At 59.1% G+C, this 16852-nt stretch carries 20 protein-coding genes; 4 read left to right on the top strand and 16 right to left on the bottom strand.

What is annotated here, in order from left to right; all coding sequences use genetic code 11:
• Window positions 1-16: 16 nt before the first annotated feature.
• The 4 genes from ykgO to BR48_RS0110040 form a co-directional block, all read right to left on the bottom strand.
• Entirely contained in the window at window positions 17-142 is a 126-nt protein-coding gene (ykgO, locus tag BR48_RS0110055; RefSeq protein ID WP_027231189.1) for a type B 50S ribosomal protein L36, read from the bottom strand.
• Between the two features lie 165 nt (window positions 143-307).
• Window positions 308-1381, bottom strand: a complete 1074-nt coding sequence (locus BR48_RS0110050) for a 5-(carboxyamino)imidazole ribonucleotide synthase (RefSeq protein WP_027231188.1) — start codon at window positions 1379-1381, stop codon at window positions 308-310.
• Between the two features lie 2 nt (window positions 1382-1383).
• A complete protein-coding gene (purE, locus tag BR48_RS0110045) occupies window positions 1384-1881 on the bottom strand; it encodes a 5-(carboxyamino)imidazole ribonucleotide mutase (protein ID WP_027231187.1) in 498 nt (165 codons plus the stop codon).
• Between the two features lie 104 nt (window positions 1882-1985).
• Window positions 1986-2189, bottom strand: a complete 204-nt coding sequence (locus BR48_RS0110040) for a DUF465 domain-containing protein (protein ID WP_027231186.1) — start codon at window positions 2187-2189, stop codon at window positions 1986-1988.
• A gap of 226 nt (window positions 2190-2415) precedes the next feature.
• On the opposite strand from BR48_RS0110040, the gene BR48_RS0110035 reads away from it, so the two are divergent.
• Window positions 2416-2595 (top strand): DUF465 domain-containing protein, encoded by a 180-nt coding sequence (locus BR48_RS0110035; RefSeq protein ID WP_027231185.1) that lies wholly within the window; start codon window positions 2416-2418, stop codon window positions 2593-2595.
• A gap of 118 nt (window positions 2596-2713) precedes the next feature.
• Here BR48_RS0110035 and BR48_RS0110030 read toward each other — a convergent pair whose 3' ends face one another.
• The 3 genes from BR48_RS0110030 to BR48_RS0110020 all read right to left on the bottom strand — a co-directional run bounded on the left by BR48_RS0110030 (window position 2714) and on the right by BR48_RS0110020 (window position 4609).
• Complete coding sequence (locus tag BR48_RS0110030) at window positions 2714-2977, bottom strand: metalloregulator ArsR/SmtB family transcription factor (protein WP_027231184.1); 264 nt, start codon at window positions 2975-2977, stop codon at window positions 2714-2716.
• Between the two features lie 77 nt (window positions 2978-3054).
• Complete coding sequence (locus BR48_RS0110025) at window positions 3055-4311, bottom strand: MFS transporter (protein ID WP_036813647.1); 1257 nt, start codon at window positions 4309-4311, stop codon at window positions 3055-3057.
• Between the two features lie 112 nt (window positions 4312-4423).
• Window positions 4424-4609, bottom strand: coding sequence for a DUF1192 domain-containing protein (locus BR48_RS0110020; RefSeq protein WP_027231182.1), 186 nt, complete (start codon window positions 4607-4609; stop codon window positions 4424-4426).
• Between the two features lie 95 nt (window positions 4610-4704).
• Between BR48_RS0110020 and BR48_RS0110015 the strand changes: the two genes are divergently transcribed.
• Window positions 4705-5709: an NAD(P)H-quinone oxidoreductase gene (locus BR48_RS0110015; protein WP_027231181.1), complete on the top strand. Its 1005-nt coding sequence runs from the start codon at window positions 4705-4707 to the stop codon at window positions 5707-5709.
• Between the two features lie 81 nt (window positions 5710-5790).
• Here the strand turns inward: BR48_RS0110015 and BR48_RS0110010 are convergent, their stop codons facing one another.
• Entirely contained in the window at window positions 5791-7992 is a 2202-nt protein-coding gene (locus tag BR48_RS0110010; protein WP_027231180.1) for an esterase-like activity of phytase family protein, read from the bottom strand.
• 227 nt (window positions 7993-8219) lie between these two features.
• Between BR48_RS0110010 and BR48_RS0110005 the strand changes: the two genes are divergently transcribed.
• Window positions 8220-8912 carry a DUF1013 domain-containing protein gene (locus BR48_RS0110005; protein WP_027231179.1) on the top strand — a complete coding sequence of 231 codons (693 nt, stop codon included), beginning with the start codon at window positions 8220-8222 and terminating at the stop codon, window positions 8910-8912.
• Window positions 8913-9054: 142 nt separating this feature from the next.
• Here BR48_RS0110005 and BR48_RS0110000 read toward each other — a convergent pair whose 3' ends face one another.
• The 5 genes from BR48_RS0110000 to BR48_RS0109980 all read right to left on the bottom strand — a co-directional run bounded on the left by BR48_RS0110000 (window position 9055) and on the right by BR48_RS0109980 (window position 13100).
• Window positions 9055-9765, bottom strand: coding sequence for a YafY family protein (locus BR48_RS0110000; RefSeq protein ID WP_027231178.1), 711 nt, complete (start codon window positions 9763-9765; stop codon window positions 9055-9057).
• On the bottom strand, window positions 9758-10168 hold the full coding sequence (locus tag BR48_RS0109995) for a hypothetical protein (RefSeq protein ID WP_027231177.1): 411 nt from the start codon (window positions 10166-10168) through the stop codon (window positions 9758-9760). The genes BR48_RS0110000 and BR48_RS0109995 overlap by 8 nt, the downstream gene beginning before the upstream one ends.
• A gap of 25 nt (window positions 10169-10193) precedes the next feature.
• A complete protein-coding gene (locus BR48_RS0109990; RefSeq protein ID WP_027231176.1) occupies window positions 10194-10781 on the bottom strand; it encodes a DJ-1/PfpI family protein in 588 nt (195 codons plus the stop codon).
• A 29-nt stretch (window positions 10782-10810) separates the two neighbouring features.
• Window positions 10811-11110 (bottom strand): DUF1127 domain-containing protein, encoded by a 300-nt coding sequence (locus BR48_RS26625; protein ID WP_036813645.1) that lies wholly within the window; start codon window positions 11108-11110, stop codon window positions 10811-10813.
• An 85-nt stretch (window positions 11111-11195) separates the two neighbouring features.
• Window positions 11196-13100 carry a propionyl-CoA synthetase gene (locus BR48_RS0109980; protein ID WP_027231175.1) on the bottom strand — a complete coding sequence of 635 codons (1905 nt, stop codon included), beginning with the start codon at window positions 13098-13100 and terminating at the stop codon, window positions 11196-11198.
• A gap of 125 nt (window positions 13101-13225) precedes the next feature.
• Here BR48_RS0109980 and BR48_RS26440 point away from each other — a divergent pair, with 125 nt between their 5' ends.
• Window positions 13226-13387 carry a hypothetical protein gene (locus BR48_RS26440; RefSeq protein ID WP_172982571.1) on the top strand — a complete coding sequence of 54 codons (162 nt, stop codon included), beginning with the start codon at window positions 13226-13228 and terminating at the stop codon, window positions 13385-13387.
• 63 nt (window positions 13388-13450) lie between these two features.
• Here BR48_RS26440 and BR48_RS0109970 read toward each other — a convergent pair whose 3' ends face one another.
• The 3 genes from BR48_RS0109970 to BR48_RS0109960 form a co-directional block, all read right to left on the bottom strand.
• Window positions 13451-14197 (bottom strand): SGNH/GDSL hydrolase family protein, encoded by a 747-nt coding sequence (locus tag BR48_RS0109970; RefSeq protein ID WP_027231174.1) that lies wholly within the window; start codon window positions 14195-14197, stop codon window positions 13451-13453.
• Window positions 14198-14278: 81 nt separating this feature from the next.
• On the bottom strand, window positions 14279-15304 hold the full coding sequence (locus BR48_RS0109965) for a class I fructose-bisphosphate aldolase (RefSeq protein WP_027231173.1): 1026 nt from the start codon (window positions 15302-15304) through the stop codon (window positions 14279-14281).
• Window positions 15305-15575: 271 nt separating this feature from the next.
• Window positions 15576-16769: a phosphoglycerate kinase gene (locus tag BR48_RS0109960; RefSeq protein WP_027231172.1), complete on the bottom strand. Its 1194-nt coding sequence runs from the start codon at window positions 16767-16769 to the stop codon at window positions 15576-15578.
• Between the last annotated feature and the right edge of the window lie 83 nt (window positions 16770-16852).

Below are 16852 nucleotides of genomic sequence, written 5' to 3'. Positions count from 1 at the left end.
CGTGAGTCGCGGACGATCAGCCCTGGCGCGCTTTGAAACGCGGAGCAGTCTTGTTGATGATGTAGATGCGGCCCTTGCGACGGACCAGCTGATTGTCACGATGACGGGCCTTGAGAGCCTTGAGCGAGTTCTTGATCTTCATTTCAGCACCGGTATCTTTACGCCCGAAACCGGGCACCAATAAAAAGCGCGCCTGAGCAGCGCGCCGGAAACACGTGGCCGGGAAATAGCCAATGATTACCCCGAATGTCAACTCCCCGCTGGCGATTCATCGCATGATTCCGCGCTCAATCGCTTATTTGTCCAGCTAAAGTCTTTTGCTGATGCGCGTGACATGGCCCATCTTGCGGCCGGGGCGCGCTTCCGCCTTGCCGTAAACGTGCACGACTGCACCGGGCTCCTTGAGGAGTTCCGGCACTTTGTCGATATCGTCACCGATCAGATTTTCCATCACGCAGTCGGAATGCCGCCTTGTATCGCCGAGCGGCAAGCCGGCGATGGCGCGGATATGCTGTTCAAATTGCGAGACGGCACAGGCAGCCTCCGTCCAATGGCCGGAATTGTGCACGCGCGGGGCAAATTCATTGGCGAGCAGCGTGCCGTTGGCAAGAACGAAGAACTCGACGCCGACGACGCCGACGTAATTCAGGCCTTCCAGCAGCTTGCGCGCGGCATCGGCAGCGAGCCCGGCCATGGTGGATGAGACCGATACAGGGACGGTCGACGTCGCGAGAATGCCGTCTTTATGTACGTTCTCGGCGATGTCGTAGACCTTGATATTGCCTTCCTGATCGCGCGCGGCGATTACCGAGATTTCACGCGTGAAATCGACCATCGCCTCGAGGATGGCGGGTACCGCGCCGATTGCCGCGTAGCCGGCCTTCGCACTCTCGCCCTTGGCTCCGGTGAACTTGACCTGGCCCTTGCCGTCATAGCCGAAGCGCCGTGTCTTCAATATGCCCTTGCCATCGAATGCCAGCAGGGCGGCTTCGAGATCGCCTTCGCTTTCGACGATGCGCCATTGCGCCGTCGGAATGCCGACCTTGGCAAGGAAGCGCTTTTCCGCCACGCGGTCCTGCGAAACCTTGAGCGCCTCGGGCGGGGGAAACACACTTTTCGTCTCGTTCAGCGTTTCCGCTGCATCGACCGGCACATTCTCGAATTCGTAGGTAATGACATCGCTGACCTCGGCGAGCTGTTCGAGCGCATTCGGCTCGTCATAGGCCGCGAGGATATGCTGGTTGGCGACCTGACCTGCGGGACAATCGGCCTGGGGTTCCAGGATCACCGTCCGGTAGCCAAGCCGCGCCGCCGCCATCGCCAGCATGCGCCCAAGCTGCCCGCCCCCGATAATGCCTATTGTCGAACCTGGAGATATCATGCTCATGCCTCGTCAGAAGGCCGCAGAGCAACCTTGTCGCTTTGCGCCTGCCGGAATTCATCCAATCGTACCGCAAGTGCTGTATCGTTCAGTGCCAGAACCGCCGCGGCCAGCAATGCTGCATTGACGGCGCCAGCCCGCCCGATCGCCAATGTCCCGACCGGGATACCTGCAGGCATCTGCACGATCGACAGCAGCGAATCCTGCCCCGACAGGGCCTTCGATTCGACCGGAACGCCAAACACGGGCAAAGCAGTCATCGAGGCTGCCATCCCGGGAAGATGTGCAGCGCCGCCGGCGCCTGCAATAATGACCTTGAAACCATCCTCGCGCGCGCCTTTGGCAAAGGCGACGAGACGGTCCGGTGTCCTGTGTGCCGAGACGATCCGGTCGTCATGGGAAATGCCGAGCGCATCGAGCGTTTCGGCGGCGTGACGCATGGTGGCCCAGTCGGACTGGCTTCCCATGATGATTGCGACGTCAGCGCATTTATCTGGCATTGAGCATCCTCTGAAATACGAGGCGGTGTGGGAGTAGGTCGGATTAAAGGAAAAGGTTGTCCCCCGCAAGTTAACTCGCGGACAGGTGCCTGCCGTTCTTGAAATCAGGCAATTATATCGGGAGTGATCTTGTCTTCGAGTTCGATGAGCTTGTCTTTGATGATGAGCTTCTTCTTCTTCATGCGCTGGATGCGAAGCTGGTCGCAGCCCACCTGGATCATTGCTTGTATGGCGGCATCGAAGTCCATGTGTTCTTGTTTCAATCTTGCGACTGCCAATCGAATGTCAGCCTGATCCTGATCGGACATGCAGTGATTCCCGATATTTCGCTGTAATAGAAGCTAGTGACTGGTTGCAGGCAATTCTGTCCTCGCCAGCACGTCGCCATATCACATTTTACACCACAAGAAAATCCTACGAAACAAATTCGACAATTGCTTAAAGTGGTGGCAGACTGTCACGGCTCTGTCACATACTTGCCGCGCGGCAAGTGGAGCACGTACGAGTTGGGCAACAAACCAAGGGAGAAGCCGGATGGCCATTGAGTCTCATCTTGAAACGCTTGAACGTAAGCATGGAGCGCTTGAAAAGCAGATTGCTGATGCGTTGTTAAGTCCCGCCTCCGACGACCTGATGATAAGCGATTTGAAGCGTCGCAAGCTTATGCTGAAAGAACAGATCGAAAGGCTGAAATTAGCCGTCACCCACCACTAGGAAGGTCCCACGAAATTCCATCCGGCAGCTACCCAGCGCCGCGATGGCAGCGATAAAAGAGCCCGGTCCCCGCTTCACGCAGGGACCGGGTTTTTCTTTGCCCGCCATGAGAATCGTCTCACCCGCTCCAGAATTGGTCGAGCCATAAATTCAAGTGAAAGAAACCGCTGTCATCGACGGCGTAGATGCGGCGCGTGCCCTCCGATTTCACCTTGACGAGGCGCGCATCAAGCAGCGCTTTCAGGTGCTGGGAAACCGCTGGCCGCGAGATCGGCAGCCCGAGCGCAAGCTCGTTCACGGTTTTTGGCCCGCGGCGAAGTTCCTCAAGGAGGTAACGGCGGTTGGGATCTGAAATGGCTGTAAAGGCATCCGTCTCGACCATGTAGAATAGTCGGTTTAAACGAAGCGCATTGTCAACGGATTTCGTTGTCGAGCGAACCTCCAGAGGTCCGCAAACGCCTATTCCGCCGGGTTTTCGGCGCGCGGGTCAAGCCGCACGCTTTCCGGCGTTACCCGCTCGGCGCCGGCAGTTTTGAAATTGTCCCTGAGCTCTATCGGCACGGGCGCGCGCATGCGCGAGCGGATGATCGCATGGGTCATGATCAGAACATGCGCGAGCGCTGTGACGCCGAAGAGCGCAGATGGCGAAATGCTCTCCATGGCAAGGGCGCCGAGGATGGGACCAAGCATCGTGCCAAATCCGTAGAGCAGCAGCAGGCCGCTCGTGACTTTGACGAAATTTGCCGAGTCGGCAAAGTCATTGGCATGGGCGACCGCGACGGGATAGAGCGCATAGGCGAGCCCGCCATAGATCGCCGTCATGATCAGGATAACATAGGCATTATGCGGGGAGATGAGGAAGATCAGAAGGCCGATCACCGCAGCTGCACCGCCAACGATCGCAAGGACGTAGCGCCGGTCGGTGCGGTCGGACATGCGGCCGACGGGGATCTGCATCAGCGCGCCGCCCATAACCGACGCGCTCATCATCAAGGCGATCTCGGTTGTCGAAATGCCCGTGGAGGCGCCATAGACCGCACCGAGCGTACCGAACGCGCCGTTGGCCACGCCAATGAGGATACAGCCCAGAAAAGCCACGGGCGAATTGCGGTAGAGGGCCCTGAGATCAAGCTGGACTTCCGTCAGCGGTTTCGGACTGCTGGCGGTCGAAATGGCGGTTGGTATCAGTGCGAGGCAGAAGAGGATGCCGGTCAGCATGAAGAACGTCCCCGAGCGCACGTCGCCAAAGCCGATCATCATCTGGCCTACCGTGATGGAAGCGAAGTTGACCACCATGTAGAGGCCGAAAATCTGGCCGCGATTGGCGTTCGTCGCCCGCTCGTTCAGCCAGCTCTCGATAACCATGTAGGAACCCGCCATGGCAAAGCCGGTCAGGGCGCGCAGGGCGATCCACGCTATCGGTTCGACAAGAATCCCGGTGAACAGCGCAACAATTGCCGCGATCGCGGCAAAGGCGCTGAAGGCCCGCACATGGCCCACCCGCCGCACCAGGCGGGGCGCAAGCAGGCAGGAGGTGATGAAGCCCCCTGCCCAGGCCGTCCCTAGGAGGCCGAGCGAGGTCGTCGAGAAGCCTTCAGCACCGCCGCGCAGTGGCAGGAGCAAGCCGTGCAGGCCGGACGCCATGACAAGAAACGATGTACCGCAAAGAAGCGCGAAGACCTGGATGAACGAACGAAACACGGCAAGACCTTGCATGAGAATGAGGGAGGAACCGACTCGCTAACTCCGCCGGCACCGGGTTCGTTTCATGGAGCAATAGGGTAACTTCATGGCATCCCTGTTTCGTTACCCCGGAGACTATCAAAACTTAGCGGAAGAGCGCTTCGGCCGCGACCTTGCTGTTGCCCTTGCGGGAACGTTCTTCTTCAAGGCGTGTGATTTCAGTCCGCAGCAGGGCTATCCGCTCGTCAAGTTCGGAAACCGACAGCAGCGACAAATCCTGCCCTATATCATGAACGACCTTGCGTCTTGGCTCTTCGTCGAAAACTGACATCATTTCCTCCAAGATAAGCTCTAATATACGAAGATACAGCCCAACCACTTGGAATTGCAAATCATTCTGGCGAATCGATCGAAGGGAACAGCTCCATGGCCGAAAAAATTCCGACAACCATGACGGCAATCGAGATCACCCAGCCAGGGGGGCCGTTGGTGCTGAAGGCAGGAAAACGCGGCGTCCCCGAGCCAGGTCCGGGCGAGTTGTTGATCGAGGTCAAGGCCGCAGGCGTGAACCGTCCGGACGTGTTGCAAAGGCAGGGTCACTACCCGCCTCCGGCCGGCGCTTCCGATATTCCGGGGCTTGAGATTGCCGGAGATATCGTCGCTGTGGGCGCAAATGTTACCCGCTTTCGAATAGGGGAACGGGTGACCGCGCTCGTTGCCGGCGGCGGTTACGCCGAGTTTTGCAGCGTGCACGAAACCAACGCGCTGCCGATCCCGGCCGGCTACGGCTATATCGAGGCGGCCGCCATTCCGGAGACGTACTTCACGGTCTGGCACAATGTGTTCCAACGCGGCGCGCTGAAGGAAGGCGAAACGTTCCTCGTGCATGGCGGCTCCTCCGGCATCGGCACGACAGCCATTCAGCTCGCACACGCGTTCGGCGCCTCGGTCATGACCACTGTCGGCTCGCAGGAGAAGCGCGAGGCCTGCCTCAAGCTCGCCGCCAGCCATGCCATCAACTATCGCGAGGAAGATTTCGTCAAGGCGGTCAAGGATGCGACCGAGGGCAAGGGTGCAAATCTCATCCTCGATATGGTCGGCGGTGATTACATCGAGCGCAACTACGAAGCCGCCGCGCTTGACGGGCGGATTGTGCAAATCGCCTTTCTGCACGGTGCCAAGGCGACGAGCGACATTTCCAAACTGATGGTGAAACGTCTCACGCATACAGGATCAACCTTGCGCAACAGGCCCGTGGAGTTCAAGGCGGGTATCGCAAGGGCGCTTGAGACCAAGGTCTGGCCGCTGCTGGTCGAGCGCCGCGTTGCGCCGGTGATCGACATGGTCTATCCGCTGCACGAGGCTTGGCGGGCGCATGAGCGCATGGAAGACGGCCATCACATCGGCAAGATCGTGCTCGACGTCGGTTAAACGACGAACTCTTATTGTTTACATAGAAACGCGATAGGGCCGCAGGTGTAAGGCTGCGGCCCGGTCTATCGCTACCCGTTATCAGTTGGTCGCCTGCACCTTGCCGACGCTGAAAAACAGGGTTTCGCCGGAGGAGCCATCGACACCGTCATTGTCGGTAACGGCATAGCCGTTGCCATCGGAATCGATGGTGAAACCTTCAAGCTTCTCGACGACATAACCATTCGAAGCTTTCAGATCGTCCATGAAGTCGTGGGCAAGCACCTTGGTCACGACCGGAAGCTTGTCGCCGATCTTGGCCGGCTTCAAATCGTCGAGCGCGATGCGATAGAGCCGCTTCACCGCGGCCTTCTGGCCGATCTGGTTGTCACGCTCGATGATATAGAGCTGACCGTCATGGGCGGTGATCTCCGAGAGGCCGACCCAGCCATTTTCCGTCTTGTCGAGCGGATAGGAGACCGCGCTCCAGCTCTTGTCCTTGACGTTATAGGCAAGGAGCTTGACGAAACCCTTCTCGTCATCCTTCCACTCGCGCTGAATCGCCATCCACAGAACCGCATCATCGCCTTCACCAACGCGGGTTATGCCTTCAAGGCCAAAACGCGTCTGGTTCGGAAGCAGTTCTTCCGGAAGGGCGATTTCCTTCTTGATCTCGCCCTTGTCGTTCACGTTGAGGATCGCATGCGGGACGAGCTTTGCCTGGTCGCCTTCGTTGGCGAGCCAGAAGCCACCCTGACCGTCCGTGGTGATGCCTTCGATATCGAGCTTCTGCGCCGCCTGTCCGCCGCGCTTGACAGTGAGCGCCTCGGTGATTTTCGCCGGCGCCTGTTTGGCATCGATGGTGAAGATCGAGGGGGAAGCGTAGTAGAACGAGTCGGAGACAGCGTAGAGCTTGCCGGGCTCTTTCAGATCGCCGACGAGGCCGGATAGAGCGCCCCAGCCGAGCGGCGTGCCGTCATCCTTCGTGGTCGATACGATCTGCGGATAATTAGGCTGCTGTTCCTTGAGTTCATAGATCATGACGTGTGAGCGCGCGCCGCCATCTTCGACGAGATCGCTCTCGTTGGCTGTAACCAGAAGGTTGCGCGAGGGAATGGCCAGAACGCCTTCAGGTCCAATGCCCGAGGGGAGCAGCTGCACGAATTGCGGCTCCGCACCATTATCCTTGTAGACGCCGACGAGCGAAGCGCGCTCGCTGGCGACGAAAAGATAATTGGTGTCGCCGAACTTGCCCACTTCAGCGCCTTCGAGCTCGACGCCCTTCTTGTTACGCTTGTCGGGGTAGTGCCCAGCTTCCGCCATCTTCCATTCGAGCGAGGGGCCGGATTCATAAAGCAGCTTGCCGTCCTTCGAGAAGATACTGAAGCTGCGGGAGCCGCCCTTGTAATCGCCTTCATTGGCGATGACAAAGCGGTCATTGTCCAGCCATTTGACGGTGTCGGGCTCGCGCAGCACGCCCTTCATGCTGCCGTCGAATTTGAGTGCGCCGTCATTCTTCACGTCGATCTTGTCGAGATCGACGGTGCCGGCGGAGAAATGGTTGACGATCTTGCCGGTTGCCGCATCGACAATGGCGATATGGTTGTTTTCCTGCAGCGTAACGGCGATCAAATTGTCCTTGTTGATCGAGACGAACTCGGGTTCGGCATCCTGCGGTGCGATTTCGGAGAGCCCGGTCAGTTCAACAGTCTTCATGCCGGCGCAGTCCGCCGCGCCGTCCTTCAGCGCCAGAACCTTGAGATTTCCGGATGGCATCTGCGGCAGCGCGCCTTCATTGATCTCTTCGTCACGTTCGTTTTCGATGACGATGGCAGCGAAGGTCTGGTCCGGTGAGATCGCAACCGAGTCAGGCTGGCCGCCGAGATCGCAGCTGGAGACGACCTTGCGTGACGCGATATCGATGATGTCGAGGCGGCCCGAGGGGTTGGCCCTGTCCTTGGACGTATTGACCGCGGCAAAGACCGTATCGCCGAGCGCTGCAACCGAGGTCGGCTCACCCTCTACCTTGATGATGCCGCCTGCCTGCGGCTTTGCCGGATCGGTGATATCGATGAAGCCGATCGAACCGTAAGGGCTATCCGAATAGATCAATGTCTTGCCATCACCGGAAACGGTGATGATCTCGGAAGAAGTCGGCTTCGACTTGTCAGCGTCCTTCGGCAGATTATCGGCTACGGCAAAGCTGGCGATCCGGTTGAAAATGGGGTCGGCAGATGCAGGCATGGCAACGGATGCAAGAAGTGCCGCGCCAAGCCCGAGGTAGAGCGTGTTCCTGTTAGACATTAGTAGACCTCCGATTGTGATTGCGGAGATCGATGGCGTAGATGCATTGCACTGCGATGACACTTTGATGACAGTTCGATGAAACGGCTCCAGAGCGGATTCATGCGGCTGAATCCGATTCTTGCTCATCGGTTAAAATGAAGGTATATAGCGCCTCGAATTCCCGGAAATTGTGGTTGAACCCACGTCCCGCGCCACCGGAGCGGACGAACGAGAGGATTATATCTATGGCCACCCAGCTTCTTATGCCAAAGGCAACGGCCGTCTGGCTTGTCGACAATACCGCCCTTTCTTTCGAACAGATCGCCGCTTTCTGCAAGTTGCATCCGCTCGAAGTGAAGGCGATCGCCGATGGCGAGTCCGCGCAGGGCATCAAGGGCCTGGACCCGCTGATCACTGGCCAGCTTTCGCGCGAGGAAATTGCGCGTGGCGAGGCCGACGTCAATCACAAGCTCAAGATTTCCGATCCGAAGGTCCGTGTTCCCGAGACCAAGCGCAAGGGCCCGCGCTATACGCCGCTTTCCAAGCGTCAGGATCGCCCAAATGCCATTCTCTGGCTTGTCCGCAATCATCCGGAGTTGAAGGACGCACAGATTTCGCGCCTCATCGGCACGACAAAATCGACGATCGAGCAGATCCGCAACCGCACCCACTGGAACTCCAACAACCTGCAGCCGATGGACCCGGTGACGCTGGGCCTTTGCTCGCAGATCGATCTCGACATCGAGGTCGAGCGCTCGTCGCGCGGCCGTCCCGCCCAGCCGGTCGAGAGCGGCGATACGTTGTTGCCGGCTTCGGCAACCGAGAACCTCGACGTACAGCCGCAGGTTCGCGACGAGGACGAAGAGCTCGACGCCGACAAGGTCTTCGCCAAGCTGTCGTCCCTTAAGGGCCGCAATCAGGACGAAGACGAGGAATAGGCTCCTCTGCCTCGTCGTTTGACGGGACTTAAGGAATAAAAAAAGCTCCGTCCGCGGAGCTTTTTTTTCGGGAAAAATCGTGACGGATTTGAACCGAGACCTTACCCAGTTCGCGGCATGATTCGGCATACCCTGCCAGCTTTTAAGATGCCTTCGCGCGCGTCTCCGGCGTCTCGCTGAGTTCGACCCGGCGATAGAAATCGGCAAGGGTCTTGCCGCGCTCCTGCCGAAAAATGCGGTCGATCTTCTCGACCTTGGCAATGCGGTCGATGCGGAACGTGCGAAAATCATTGCGCAATTCGCACCAGCTGATCAGCGTCCACACCTTGCCCCAGAACCACAGCCCCAGCGGCCGGATGTCCCGCATGCTTTCCTTGCCTTCGAGGTCCGTATAGGTGATCGAAAGGACCCGGCATTGCTCGGCGGCGTTTTCCGCAAGATCGATCAGCGACCGGTCGTTCTCGGTAATGCTCGTTCCGGAAGCATGGATATGCGTGTTGGCGATCCGCGGGCGTTCTTCCTTGGGCAGTACAGCACCGATCTTGATGATGGCTTCCTCGGCAGCACGTGCCATGGAGGCCCCGCCCCAGGCGGTAATGAGCCGTGCACCGGCGACGAGCGCGACCACCTCGTCGCGCGTGAACATCAGGGGCGGCAGGTCGAAGCCTTCACGCAGAATGTAACCGACGCCCGCTTCGCCATCGATCGGAACGCCTGTCGATTGCAAATCGGAAATATCGCGATAGATCGTGCGCTCCGACACTTCGAGTTTCTCAGCCAGCTGGCGCGCTGTCACGAGCCTGCCACCACGTAGTTTCTGCACGATCTGGAATAGCCGGTCCGCCCTACGCATCGCTCAATCCTTCCCGCCGGCGCTGTTCGAGGACAAACGCCGGTCCAAAGGAAAGCTTCGCAATCGTCGGCGTCTTGATGTTGACGACACGCCAGAACGGCGTGACTGCCTTGACATCGCCTGTTCGCTGATATGCCTCATAGGCAGCTTCCGCCACCGTCCGCAGGTGAAACCCGGTGGTAATCGGACAGGTAACCTCCGCACCATGCGCCTTCGCCATCGCCCGGCGCATGGACTTCACATCCATCTCGGCGCCTTCGGGAAGACCGCGAATGAACTCATCGATCTCCAGCACCGTTGGCACGAGCATGATCTCACCGGCCTTCATGCCGGCAATACTGATCGGCGCAGGCTTGACCTCGTGCCGATCCTCGGAATTCAGCTTTTCAGTCCACGTCTTCATATTACGCGTCCTCACTCGGCCAATGTCAGGCCGTCTGGTATTCCTGTGCGATGAACGCACGCATCTCGGCCACCTGGCCTGCCTGCTCCGGCAACAGCGCTTCAAGAAAACTTGTGGCAAAGGTGCCCGGTGCCGCTCCGGATGCGCTGACGATATGACCATCGCGGATTGCGTGCGGAACATCCTGGTAGAGCTCCGCGCCCTTGTAATCGCCGATCTTTGACTGCAGCCATCCAGCGCCGTTACTGGTATGGCGTCGGCCTTCGAACAGGCCCGCGCGGGCGAGCGCCAGCGTCCCGCCGCAGATGGCCCCGACGATGGCGCCCCGTGACAAAGTCGCATTCAACAGGGGCGAAATGTCAGGAGCGTCTTCCTCGGGCCACAGGTCCGAGCCGATGATGGCGAGACCATCTAGGTCGGCATTTTCGTCCGGCGCAACACCCCGATCCGGAATGAGCTTAAGTCCACCGATCGAGCGGAGCGGACCTTGCGACGGCGACAGGGCGACGATGCGCCCGCCGAACCATTCAGTAGCGGAGCCGGAAAGCAGACCGAATTCCCAATCGGCAAACTTGTCTATGAACACCATTCCGATCAGCTTCTTCGGTTCCATGCCGCCACTCCCATTGCCGCTCTGAAAAATCAATATTCTAGCCCGAAACGCCGGGATTTGCTTGTCTTTTTGGGCTGGAATGCTCTTGTCCAATCGATATGCCGCAGGGGAAGGTCGACGCCGGCACTGTCGGTGCCGACGTCTGCATTCCTCATTGCGCCACGACGTGCAAGACGCTCTGCACAAGCATCCGGCCAGCCGATATCCTTAAGCACATGCTCGGGAAGCGAATTGAGATGGCGCTCCGTGCGCAGTTCCTCGCGATACGCTGCGAAGTCAGTCAACAGACGCCTTACTGTCTGAACAATGCCAAAATCTACGTAAGTCATAACCCTGTCTCCTTGTCATCACGGAGACACTATCGCACACCCCTCCTGACAACCTTCTGTCAGGAGGATGTCATGAGGACTCAAATCATTTTCGGCCTATACCGCGCGCCTCGAGGACCACGATGATCTCATCGAGAATCGCCGGGTCGTCGATCGTGGCCGGCATGTTCCAGGGCTCCCGATCGGCTATCTTTTGCATCGTCCCGCGCAAGATCTTGCCGGATCGCGTTTTCGGCAGCCGCTTGGCGGTGATGGCCAGCTTGAACGCCGCTATGGGCCCGATCCTTTCGCGAATGAGCACCACGCAATCCTGTTCGATATCTGATTCAGCCCGCGTCACGCCGGATTTGAGGACGATGAAGCCGCATGGCACCTGACCTTTGAGATGGTCGGCAATGCCGATCACCGCGCATTCGGCAACGTCCGGATGGCTTGAAAGCACTTCTTCCATCGCCCCCGTCGAAAGGCGATGCCCGGCGACGTTGATGATGTCGTCGGTGCGGCTCATGATATAGACATAGCCCTCCTCATCGACGATCCCGGCATCGGCGGTTTTGTAATAGCCCGGAAACTCGCTGGTATAGGCTTCGCAAAACCGCTTGTCGGCGTTCCACAGCGTGGGCAGGCATGAGGGCGGCAGCGGCAGCTTGACAACGATGTTGCCGAGGTCGCCGCGCTTGACGGGGTGGCCGGCATCGTCGAGGACCTGAATGTCATAGCCTGGCATGGGCACCGTGGGCGATCCGTACTTGACCGGCAACATGCCGAGACCCGCCGGATTAGCCGCCATCGGCCAGCCGCTTTCCGTCTGCCACCAATGATCGATGACCGGCACCCCGAGTTTTTCCTCGGCCCATTTGATCGTGTCCGTATCGGCGCGTTCGCCAGCCAGAAACAGATATTTCAGCGAGGACAGACCATACCTGGCGATGAATTCGCCCTTCGGATCCTCCTTCTTGATGGCGCGGAATGCGGTTGGCGCGGTGAACAGCACCTTGACCTTGTGCTCCGATATGACCCGCCAGAATGCACCTGCATCCGGCGTACCAACCGGCTTGCCCTCATAGATGATGCTGGTGGCGCCGATGAACAGCGGTGCATAGGCGATATAGGAGTGACCGACAGCCCAGCCGATATCGGAGGCCGCCCAAAACACCTCGCCGGGCTTGGTATCGTAGATCGCCCCCATCGACCAGGCGAGCGCCACGAGATGCCCGCCATTGTCGCGTACGACGCCCTTGGGCTGGCCGGTCGTGCCCGATGTGTAGAGGATATACAGCGGATCGGTTGCCTCGACGACCGCACAGGGCACCTTGCGCCCGCGTGCGGCCGCCACCGCATCGGCATAATCAAAATCGCGATCAGCAACGAGTTCGTGCGGCTGCTGCGGACGCACGAGGATAAGGCAGGTCCCGACCTTGTGCGCGGCCTGCTCTATGGCCTTGTCGAGCATAGGTTTGTAAGCCACCACGCGCCCGGGTTCGAGGCCGCAGGACGTCGCGATGATCATGACCGGCTTGGCATCGTCGATGCGCGTCGCCAGTTCATGCGCTGCAAACCCGCCGAAAACAACGGAATGAACGGCGCCTATCCGGGCGCAGGCGAGCATCGCGACGATGGCTTCCGGGACCATGGCCATGTAGATGATAACGCGGTCGCCTTTGCCCACGCCCTTGTCGATCAGAACGGCCGCGAGCGCATTGACCTCGTCAAGGAGCTCGGCATAGGTGATCCTGCGCTGCGTTCCGGTGACTGCGCTATCATAAATCAGTGCGGGCTGATCGGCCCTGCCCTGTCCCACATGGCGATCGACGGCGTTATGGCAGGTATTGCACTGGGCCCCGGCATACCACCGCCCGTAGGGGCCTTGCTCTGCGTCAAACACCTTATCCCAGGGCTTGAACCAGTCTATCGCCACGGCCGCATGAGCCCAGAAGGCCAGCGGATCGGTTTGCCACTCGCGATAAACGTCCTTGTATCGTGATGTCATGTATTTCCTCCCGAGTTTGGCAGCATCCGCAATGTGCGGGCCAGAGTCAAAGGTCGAATTGACAGTCTACGGTCAATCCCCCACAACTCCGCCACCGACCCGACCGCCTCCAACCGCCGGACACCATGCTCAAGATTCTGCCCTTTGCACTGATATTGATGATGGTGCTTCACATCATCAAGCCGCTCGGTTGGCCAGGTATGAAAAAGCGCGGCGATTTCTGGAAGATCGCCGCTGGCGCCATGCTGGCCATGTTTCTGGTGGTGGTGATCGGGCATGCGGGTTAGATCAGTTCCGCGTCCTAAGATGCAGGATATTTTGACCCTCATGAGCCTTTCGCCCGGATTCCCCTAAAGCAATTCCTGCCCGTTCTCGGTCTCGGCGCGGTTGAGGATGAACGGCACCAGATGCTTCGCCCAGGCGTCATAGCCTAGCGCCGAGGCGTGGAAGCCATCCGCAGCAAACCCCTCCGGCCCTTCGATGGGAAGCCGCGTCGCAGCGACGGCCATGCGCTCTCGACAAAGGCGTTCGCCGAGCTTGTTTATCGCATCGGCGCGCCCTTCGAGGATGCGGCCAAGAAGTTTCGGCATCGCCGGCACATCGCGAAAATCGATGACCTTCGACCAGACGATATGAGCCTCCGGCCACTTTGCCTTCAGCGCATAGAGCAGACCGCCGAACTCCCGTTTGAAACGAGGCAGTGAGTGGAAATTCTTGGTATCGTTGGTTCCGGTTGTCAGAACGATATGGGTCCACATGCCGCGTTCGAGGTTGGGAACGACATGATCGCGCAACTGGCCCGAGGTTGCCGAATTGAACCCTGCGGCGCGCCAGATGATCTTGCGGCCCGTACGGCCCTGCAGATGCACGGCAAGCCTGACGCATAGCCCTTGCCATGGATCGCTTACACCGACGCCAGCCGAAGACGAATCGCCGATAACGAGCAATCGAATGGCCGGATCCTTGCCCGCAATCTCCCCCACAGGCAAACCTACAGGCGGCGCCATGCGCTCCGTCCTGAGCCGCACGCCAATGCCCTGCCAGGCGTAGACCGGGTAGAGCAGCCAGCTGAGGAGGGGATGGAACGGCGATGTCATGCGCGGTTGAATACTCCACGAAAAAACCCGGACTGATACCAGCCCGGGTCCATCAGATACGCTTCTATAGATAAAAAACGCTTAAGCGGCCTTTTCGAGGTCCTTCTTCCAGCCGCCCATCGCAGCAAGACCGTTCATCTTGGCGCGGTGCGTAAACGCACGCTGGCCGGCCGCGACATTCTCAGACTTGCCCTTCCAGGCGCTCAGCGCCGCAGCCTGCAGCGCGCGGCCATAGGAGAAGGTCAGCTTCCACGGCGTCGTGAAGTTCGCGTTCATCGCCGAAAGATGCGCAGTCGCTTCCTCGTCGCTCTGACCACCGGAAAGAAACGCGATACCGGGCACGGCGGCAGGCACCGTCGCCTTGAGAACGCGCACGGTCTGTTCTGCGACTTCGTCCACTGAAGCCTTGCGGGCTTTCTGGCCGTCGATGACCATGTTCGGCTTGAGGATCATGCCTTCAAGCTTGACGCGGGCATCGTAGAGTTCGGCGAAGACCGTCTTCAACACGAGCTCGGTTACCTCGTAGCAACGTTCGATCGAGTGCGTGCCGGGCTTGCCGTCCATCAGCACTTCCGGCTCGACGATGGGCACAATGCCGGCTTCCTGGCACAGCGCGGCATAGCGGGCGAGCGCTTGCGCATTCTGCTTGACGGCGCCCCATGTCGGCAATGTGTCGCTGATCGAGATGACGCCGCGCCATTTGGCAAAGCGTGCACCGAGGCCATAATATTCGGCAAGGCGCTCGCGCAGGCCATCGAGGCCCTCGGTGATTGTTTCGCCCGGATAGCCCGCAAGCGGTTTTGCGCCGGCATCGACCTTGATGCCAGGAATGCAGCCATCGGCCTTCATGATGTCGACGAAGGGCGTGCCGTCCTTGGCGCTCTGGCGGATGGTCTCGTCGTAGAGAATGACGCCGGAAATATTATTCCGCATCGCGTCCTGCGAACGGAACAGCATCTCGCGATAGTCGCGCCGGCTATCGGCAGTCGATTCCAGGTCGATCGTGTCGAAACGTTTCTTGATCGTTGCGGTGCTCTCATCGGCAGCAAGAAGCCCCTTGCCGTCAGCAACCATTGCAATCGCGATATCTTCCAGGCGTTCGCTCATAGATTATTTTACTCCGTTTCCCATGCGTTGGCGCATATCAGAAGCCTAGGGGAAACAAAATGGCGATCCAAGCTATTGAAACGATTGAAATTTTTTCAACCGATTTAACAGCATAACATTTCTTATGTTCGTTAACTGGAAAATCGCTCAACGCCGGGTTGCGCCCAAACTGACCTGTGAAGTGACGGGGACAAAGCCGAGGATTTTGGCTCTACCCGTCGATTGGATTTGACCCTCCCCTCAAGCGGGGAGGGCAAGGTGTCTCATGCACTTATTTCTTCAAGACATCGACGCCTGGAAGCGGCTTGCCTTCCATCCATTCCAGGAAGGCGCCCCCAGCTGTCGAAACATAGCTGAAATCGTCGGCAACCCCCGCATGATTGAGCGCGGCGACCGTATCGCCGCCGCCGGCGACGGAAACAAGCTGGCCGGCCCGCGTACGTGCCGCGACATGCCGGGCTGCAGCGACTGTCGCCTGGTCGAAGGGGTGCAGTTCGAAGGCGCCGAGCGGGCCGTTCCACACCAGCGTCTTTGCATCATCGATGGCGCCCTTGATCCGCTCGATCGATTGCGGACCGACGTCAAGGATCATCCCGTCTTCAGGGATGGCATCGAGACCATAGGCACGGTGCGGGGCGTTTGCCTCAAAATGCCATGCCACCACCGCATCGACCGGCAGGATGATCGTGCAGTTTGCGGCATTCGCCTTGGCCATGATTTCGCGCGCTGTCGCGGCCAGATCGTGTTCGCACAGCGACTTGCCGACCTTTACCCCCTGTGCGGCGAGGAATGTATTGGCCATGCCACCGCCGATGACGAGCGCATCGACCTTCTGCACAAGATTGCCGAGAAGGTCGAGCTTGGAAGAAACCTTGGCGCCACCGACAATGGCGACGACAGGACGTTGCGGATTGCCGAGGCCCTTTTCGAGAGCCTTAAGTTCCGCCTCCATGGTGCGACCGGCATGGGCGGGCAGAACACGGGCTAGTCCTTCGGTCGAGGCGTGGGCGCGGTGCGCTGCCGAGAACGCATCGTTAACATAGATGTCGCCATTTGCCGCAAGCGCCTTGACGAAAGCAGCATCATTCTTTTCTTCGCCCTTGTGGAAGCGTGTGTTCTCCAGCAGCAATACATCGCCGTTGTTGAGCTTCGCCACTGCTTCCGCTGCCTTCTCGCCGATGCAATCCTCTGCGAACTGAACATCGCGGGCAATGACCTTGGAGACGGCGTTGGTGATGGGTTTCAGCGAGAATTCGGGCGTCGGACCATCCTTTGGCCGGCCGAAATGCGCGAGCAGGACCACCTTCGCGCCCTTGTCTGAAAGTTCGACAATGGTCGGGGCGACACGCTCGATGCGGGTTGCGTCGGTGACGACGCCATCGGCGACAGGAACATTCAAATCCACGCGCACAAGCACGCGTTTTCCTGCAACGTCGGCGTCATCAAGCGTTTTGAAAGCTGGCATCGTCTTACCCTCTATGGACTATTTACCCGGCCCTGCGGGCCAGAAAGATTGGTGAACCATCAAAAGCAAAATGGCGGGTGTTG

Origin of the sequence: Phyllobacterium sp. UNC302MFCol5.2, assembly GCF_000686005.1 — a bacterium.
GTDB classification, from domain to species: domain Bacteria; phylum Pseudomonadota; class Alphaproteobacteria; order Rhizobiales; family Rhizobiaceae; genus Phyllobacterium; species Phyllobacterium pellucidum.
Note: the sequence above shows the minus strand (reverse complement) of the source record. Positions and strands in the feature narration are given on the sequence as shown.

Bases quoted from the DNA above. Each gene is read 5' to 3' on its own strand.
- BR48_RS0110040 (WP_027231186.1), bottom strand. From the start codon at position 2,189: ATGTCCGATCAGGATCAGGCTGACATTCGATTGGCAGTCGCAAGATTG.
- BR48_RS0110010 (WP_027231180.1), bottom strand. From the start codon at position 7,992: ATGTCTAACAGGAACACGCTCTACCTCGGGCTTGGCGCGGCACTTCTT.
- BR48_RS0109965 (WP_027231173.1), bottom strand. From the start codon at position 15,304: ATGAGCGAACGCCTGGAAGATATCGCGATTGCAATGGTTGCTGACGGC.
- BR48_RS26625 (WP_036813645.1), bottom strand. From the start codon at position 11,110: ATGACTTACGTAGATTTTGGCATTGTTCAGACAGTAAGGCGTCTGTTG.
- BR48_RS0109990 (WP_027231176.1), bottom strand. From the start codon at position 10,781: ATGGAACCGAAGAAGCTGATCGGAATGGTGTTCATAGACAAGTTTGCC.
- BR48_RS0110020 (WP_027231182.1), bottom strand. From the start codon at position 4,609: ATGTCAGTTTTCGACGAAGAGCCAAGACGCAAGGTCGTTCATGATATA.
- BR48_RS26440 (WP_172982571.1), top strand. From the start codon at position 13,226: ATGCTCAAGATTCTGCCCTTTGCACTGATATTGATGATGGTGCTTCAC.
- purE (WP_027231187.1), bottom strand. From the start codon at position 1,881: ATGCCAGATAAATGCGCTGACGTCGCAATCATCATGGGAAGCCAGTCC.
- BR48_RS0109995 (WP_027231177.1), bottom strand. From the start codon at position 10,168: ATGAAGACGTGGACTGAAAAGCTGAATTCCGAGGATCGGCACGAGGTC.
- BR48_RS0110005 (WP_027231179.1), top strand. From the start codon at position 8,220: ATGGCCACCCAGCTTCTTATGCCAAAGGCAACGGCCGTCTGGCTTGTC.
- BR48_RS0109980 (WP_027231175.1), bottom strand. From the start codon at position 13,100: ATGACATCACGATACAAGGACGTTTATCGCGAGTGGCAAACCGATCCG.
- BR48_RS0109960 (WP_027231172.1), bottom strand. From the start codon at position 16,769: ATGCCAGCTTTCAAAACGCTTGATGACGCCGACGTTGCAGGAAAACGC.
- BR48_RS0110050 (WP_027231188.1), bottom strand. From the start codon at position 1,381: ATGATATCTCCAGGTTCGACAATAGGCATTATCGGGGGCGGGCAGCTT.
- BR48_RS0110030 (WP_027231184.1), bottom strand. From the start codon at position 2,977: ATGGTCGAGACGGATGCCTTTACAGCCATTTCAGATCCCAACCGCCGT.
- BR48_RS0110000 (WP_027231178.1), bottom strand. From the start codon at position 9,765: ATGCGTAGGGCGGACCGGCTATTCCAGATCGTGCAGAAACTACGTGGT.
- BR48_RS0109970 (WP_027231174.1), bottom strand. From the start codon at position 14,197: ATGACATCGCCGTTCCATCCCCTCCTCAGCTGGCTGCTCTACCCGGTC.
- BR48_RS0110015 (WP_027231181.1), top strand. From the start codon at position 4,705: ATGGCCGAAAAAATTCCGACAACCATGACGGCAATCGAGATCACCCAG.
- BR48_RS0110025 (WP_036813647.1), bottom strand. From the start codon at position 4,311: ATGCAAGGTCTTGCCGTGTTTCGTTCGTTCATCCAGGTCTTCGCGCTT.
- ykgO (WP_027231189.1), bottom strand. From the start codon at position 142: ATGAAGATCAAGAACTCGCTCAAGGCTCTCAAGGCCCGTCATCGTGAC.
- BR48_RS0110035 (WP_027231185.1), top strand. From the start codon at position 2,416: ATGGCCATTGAGTCTCATCTTGAAACGCTTGAACGTAAGCATGGAGCG.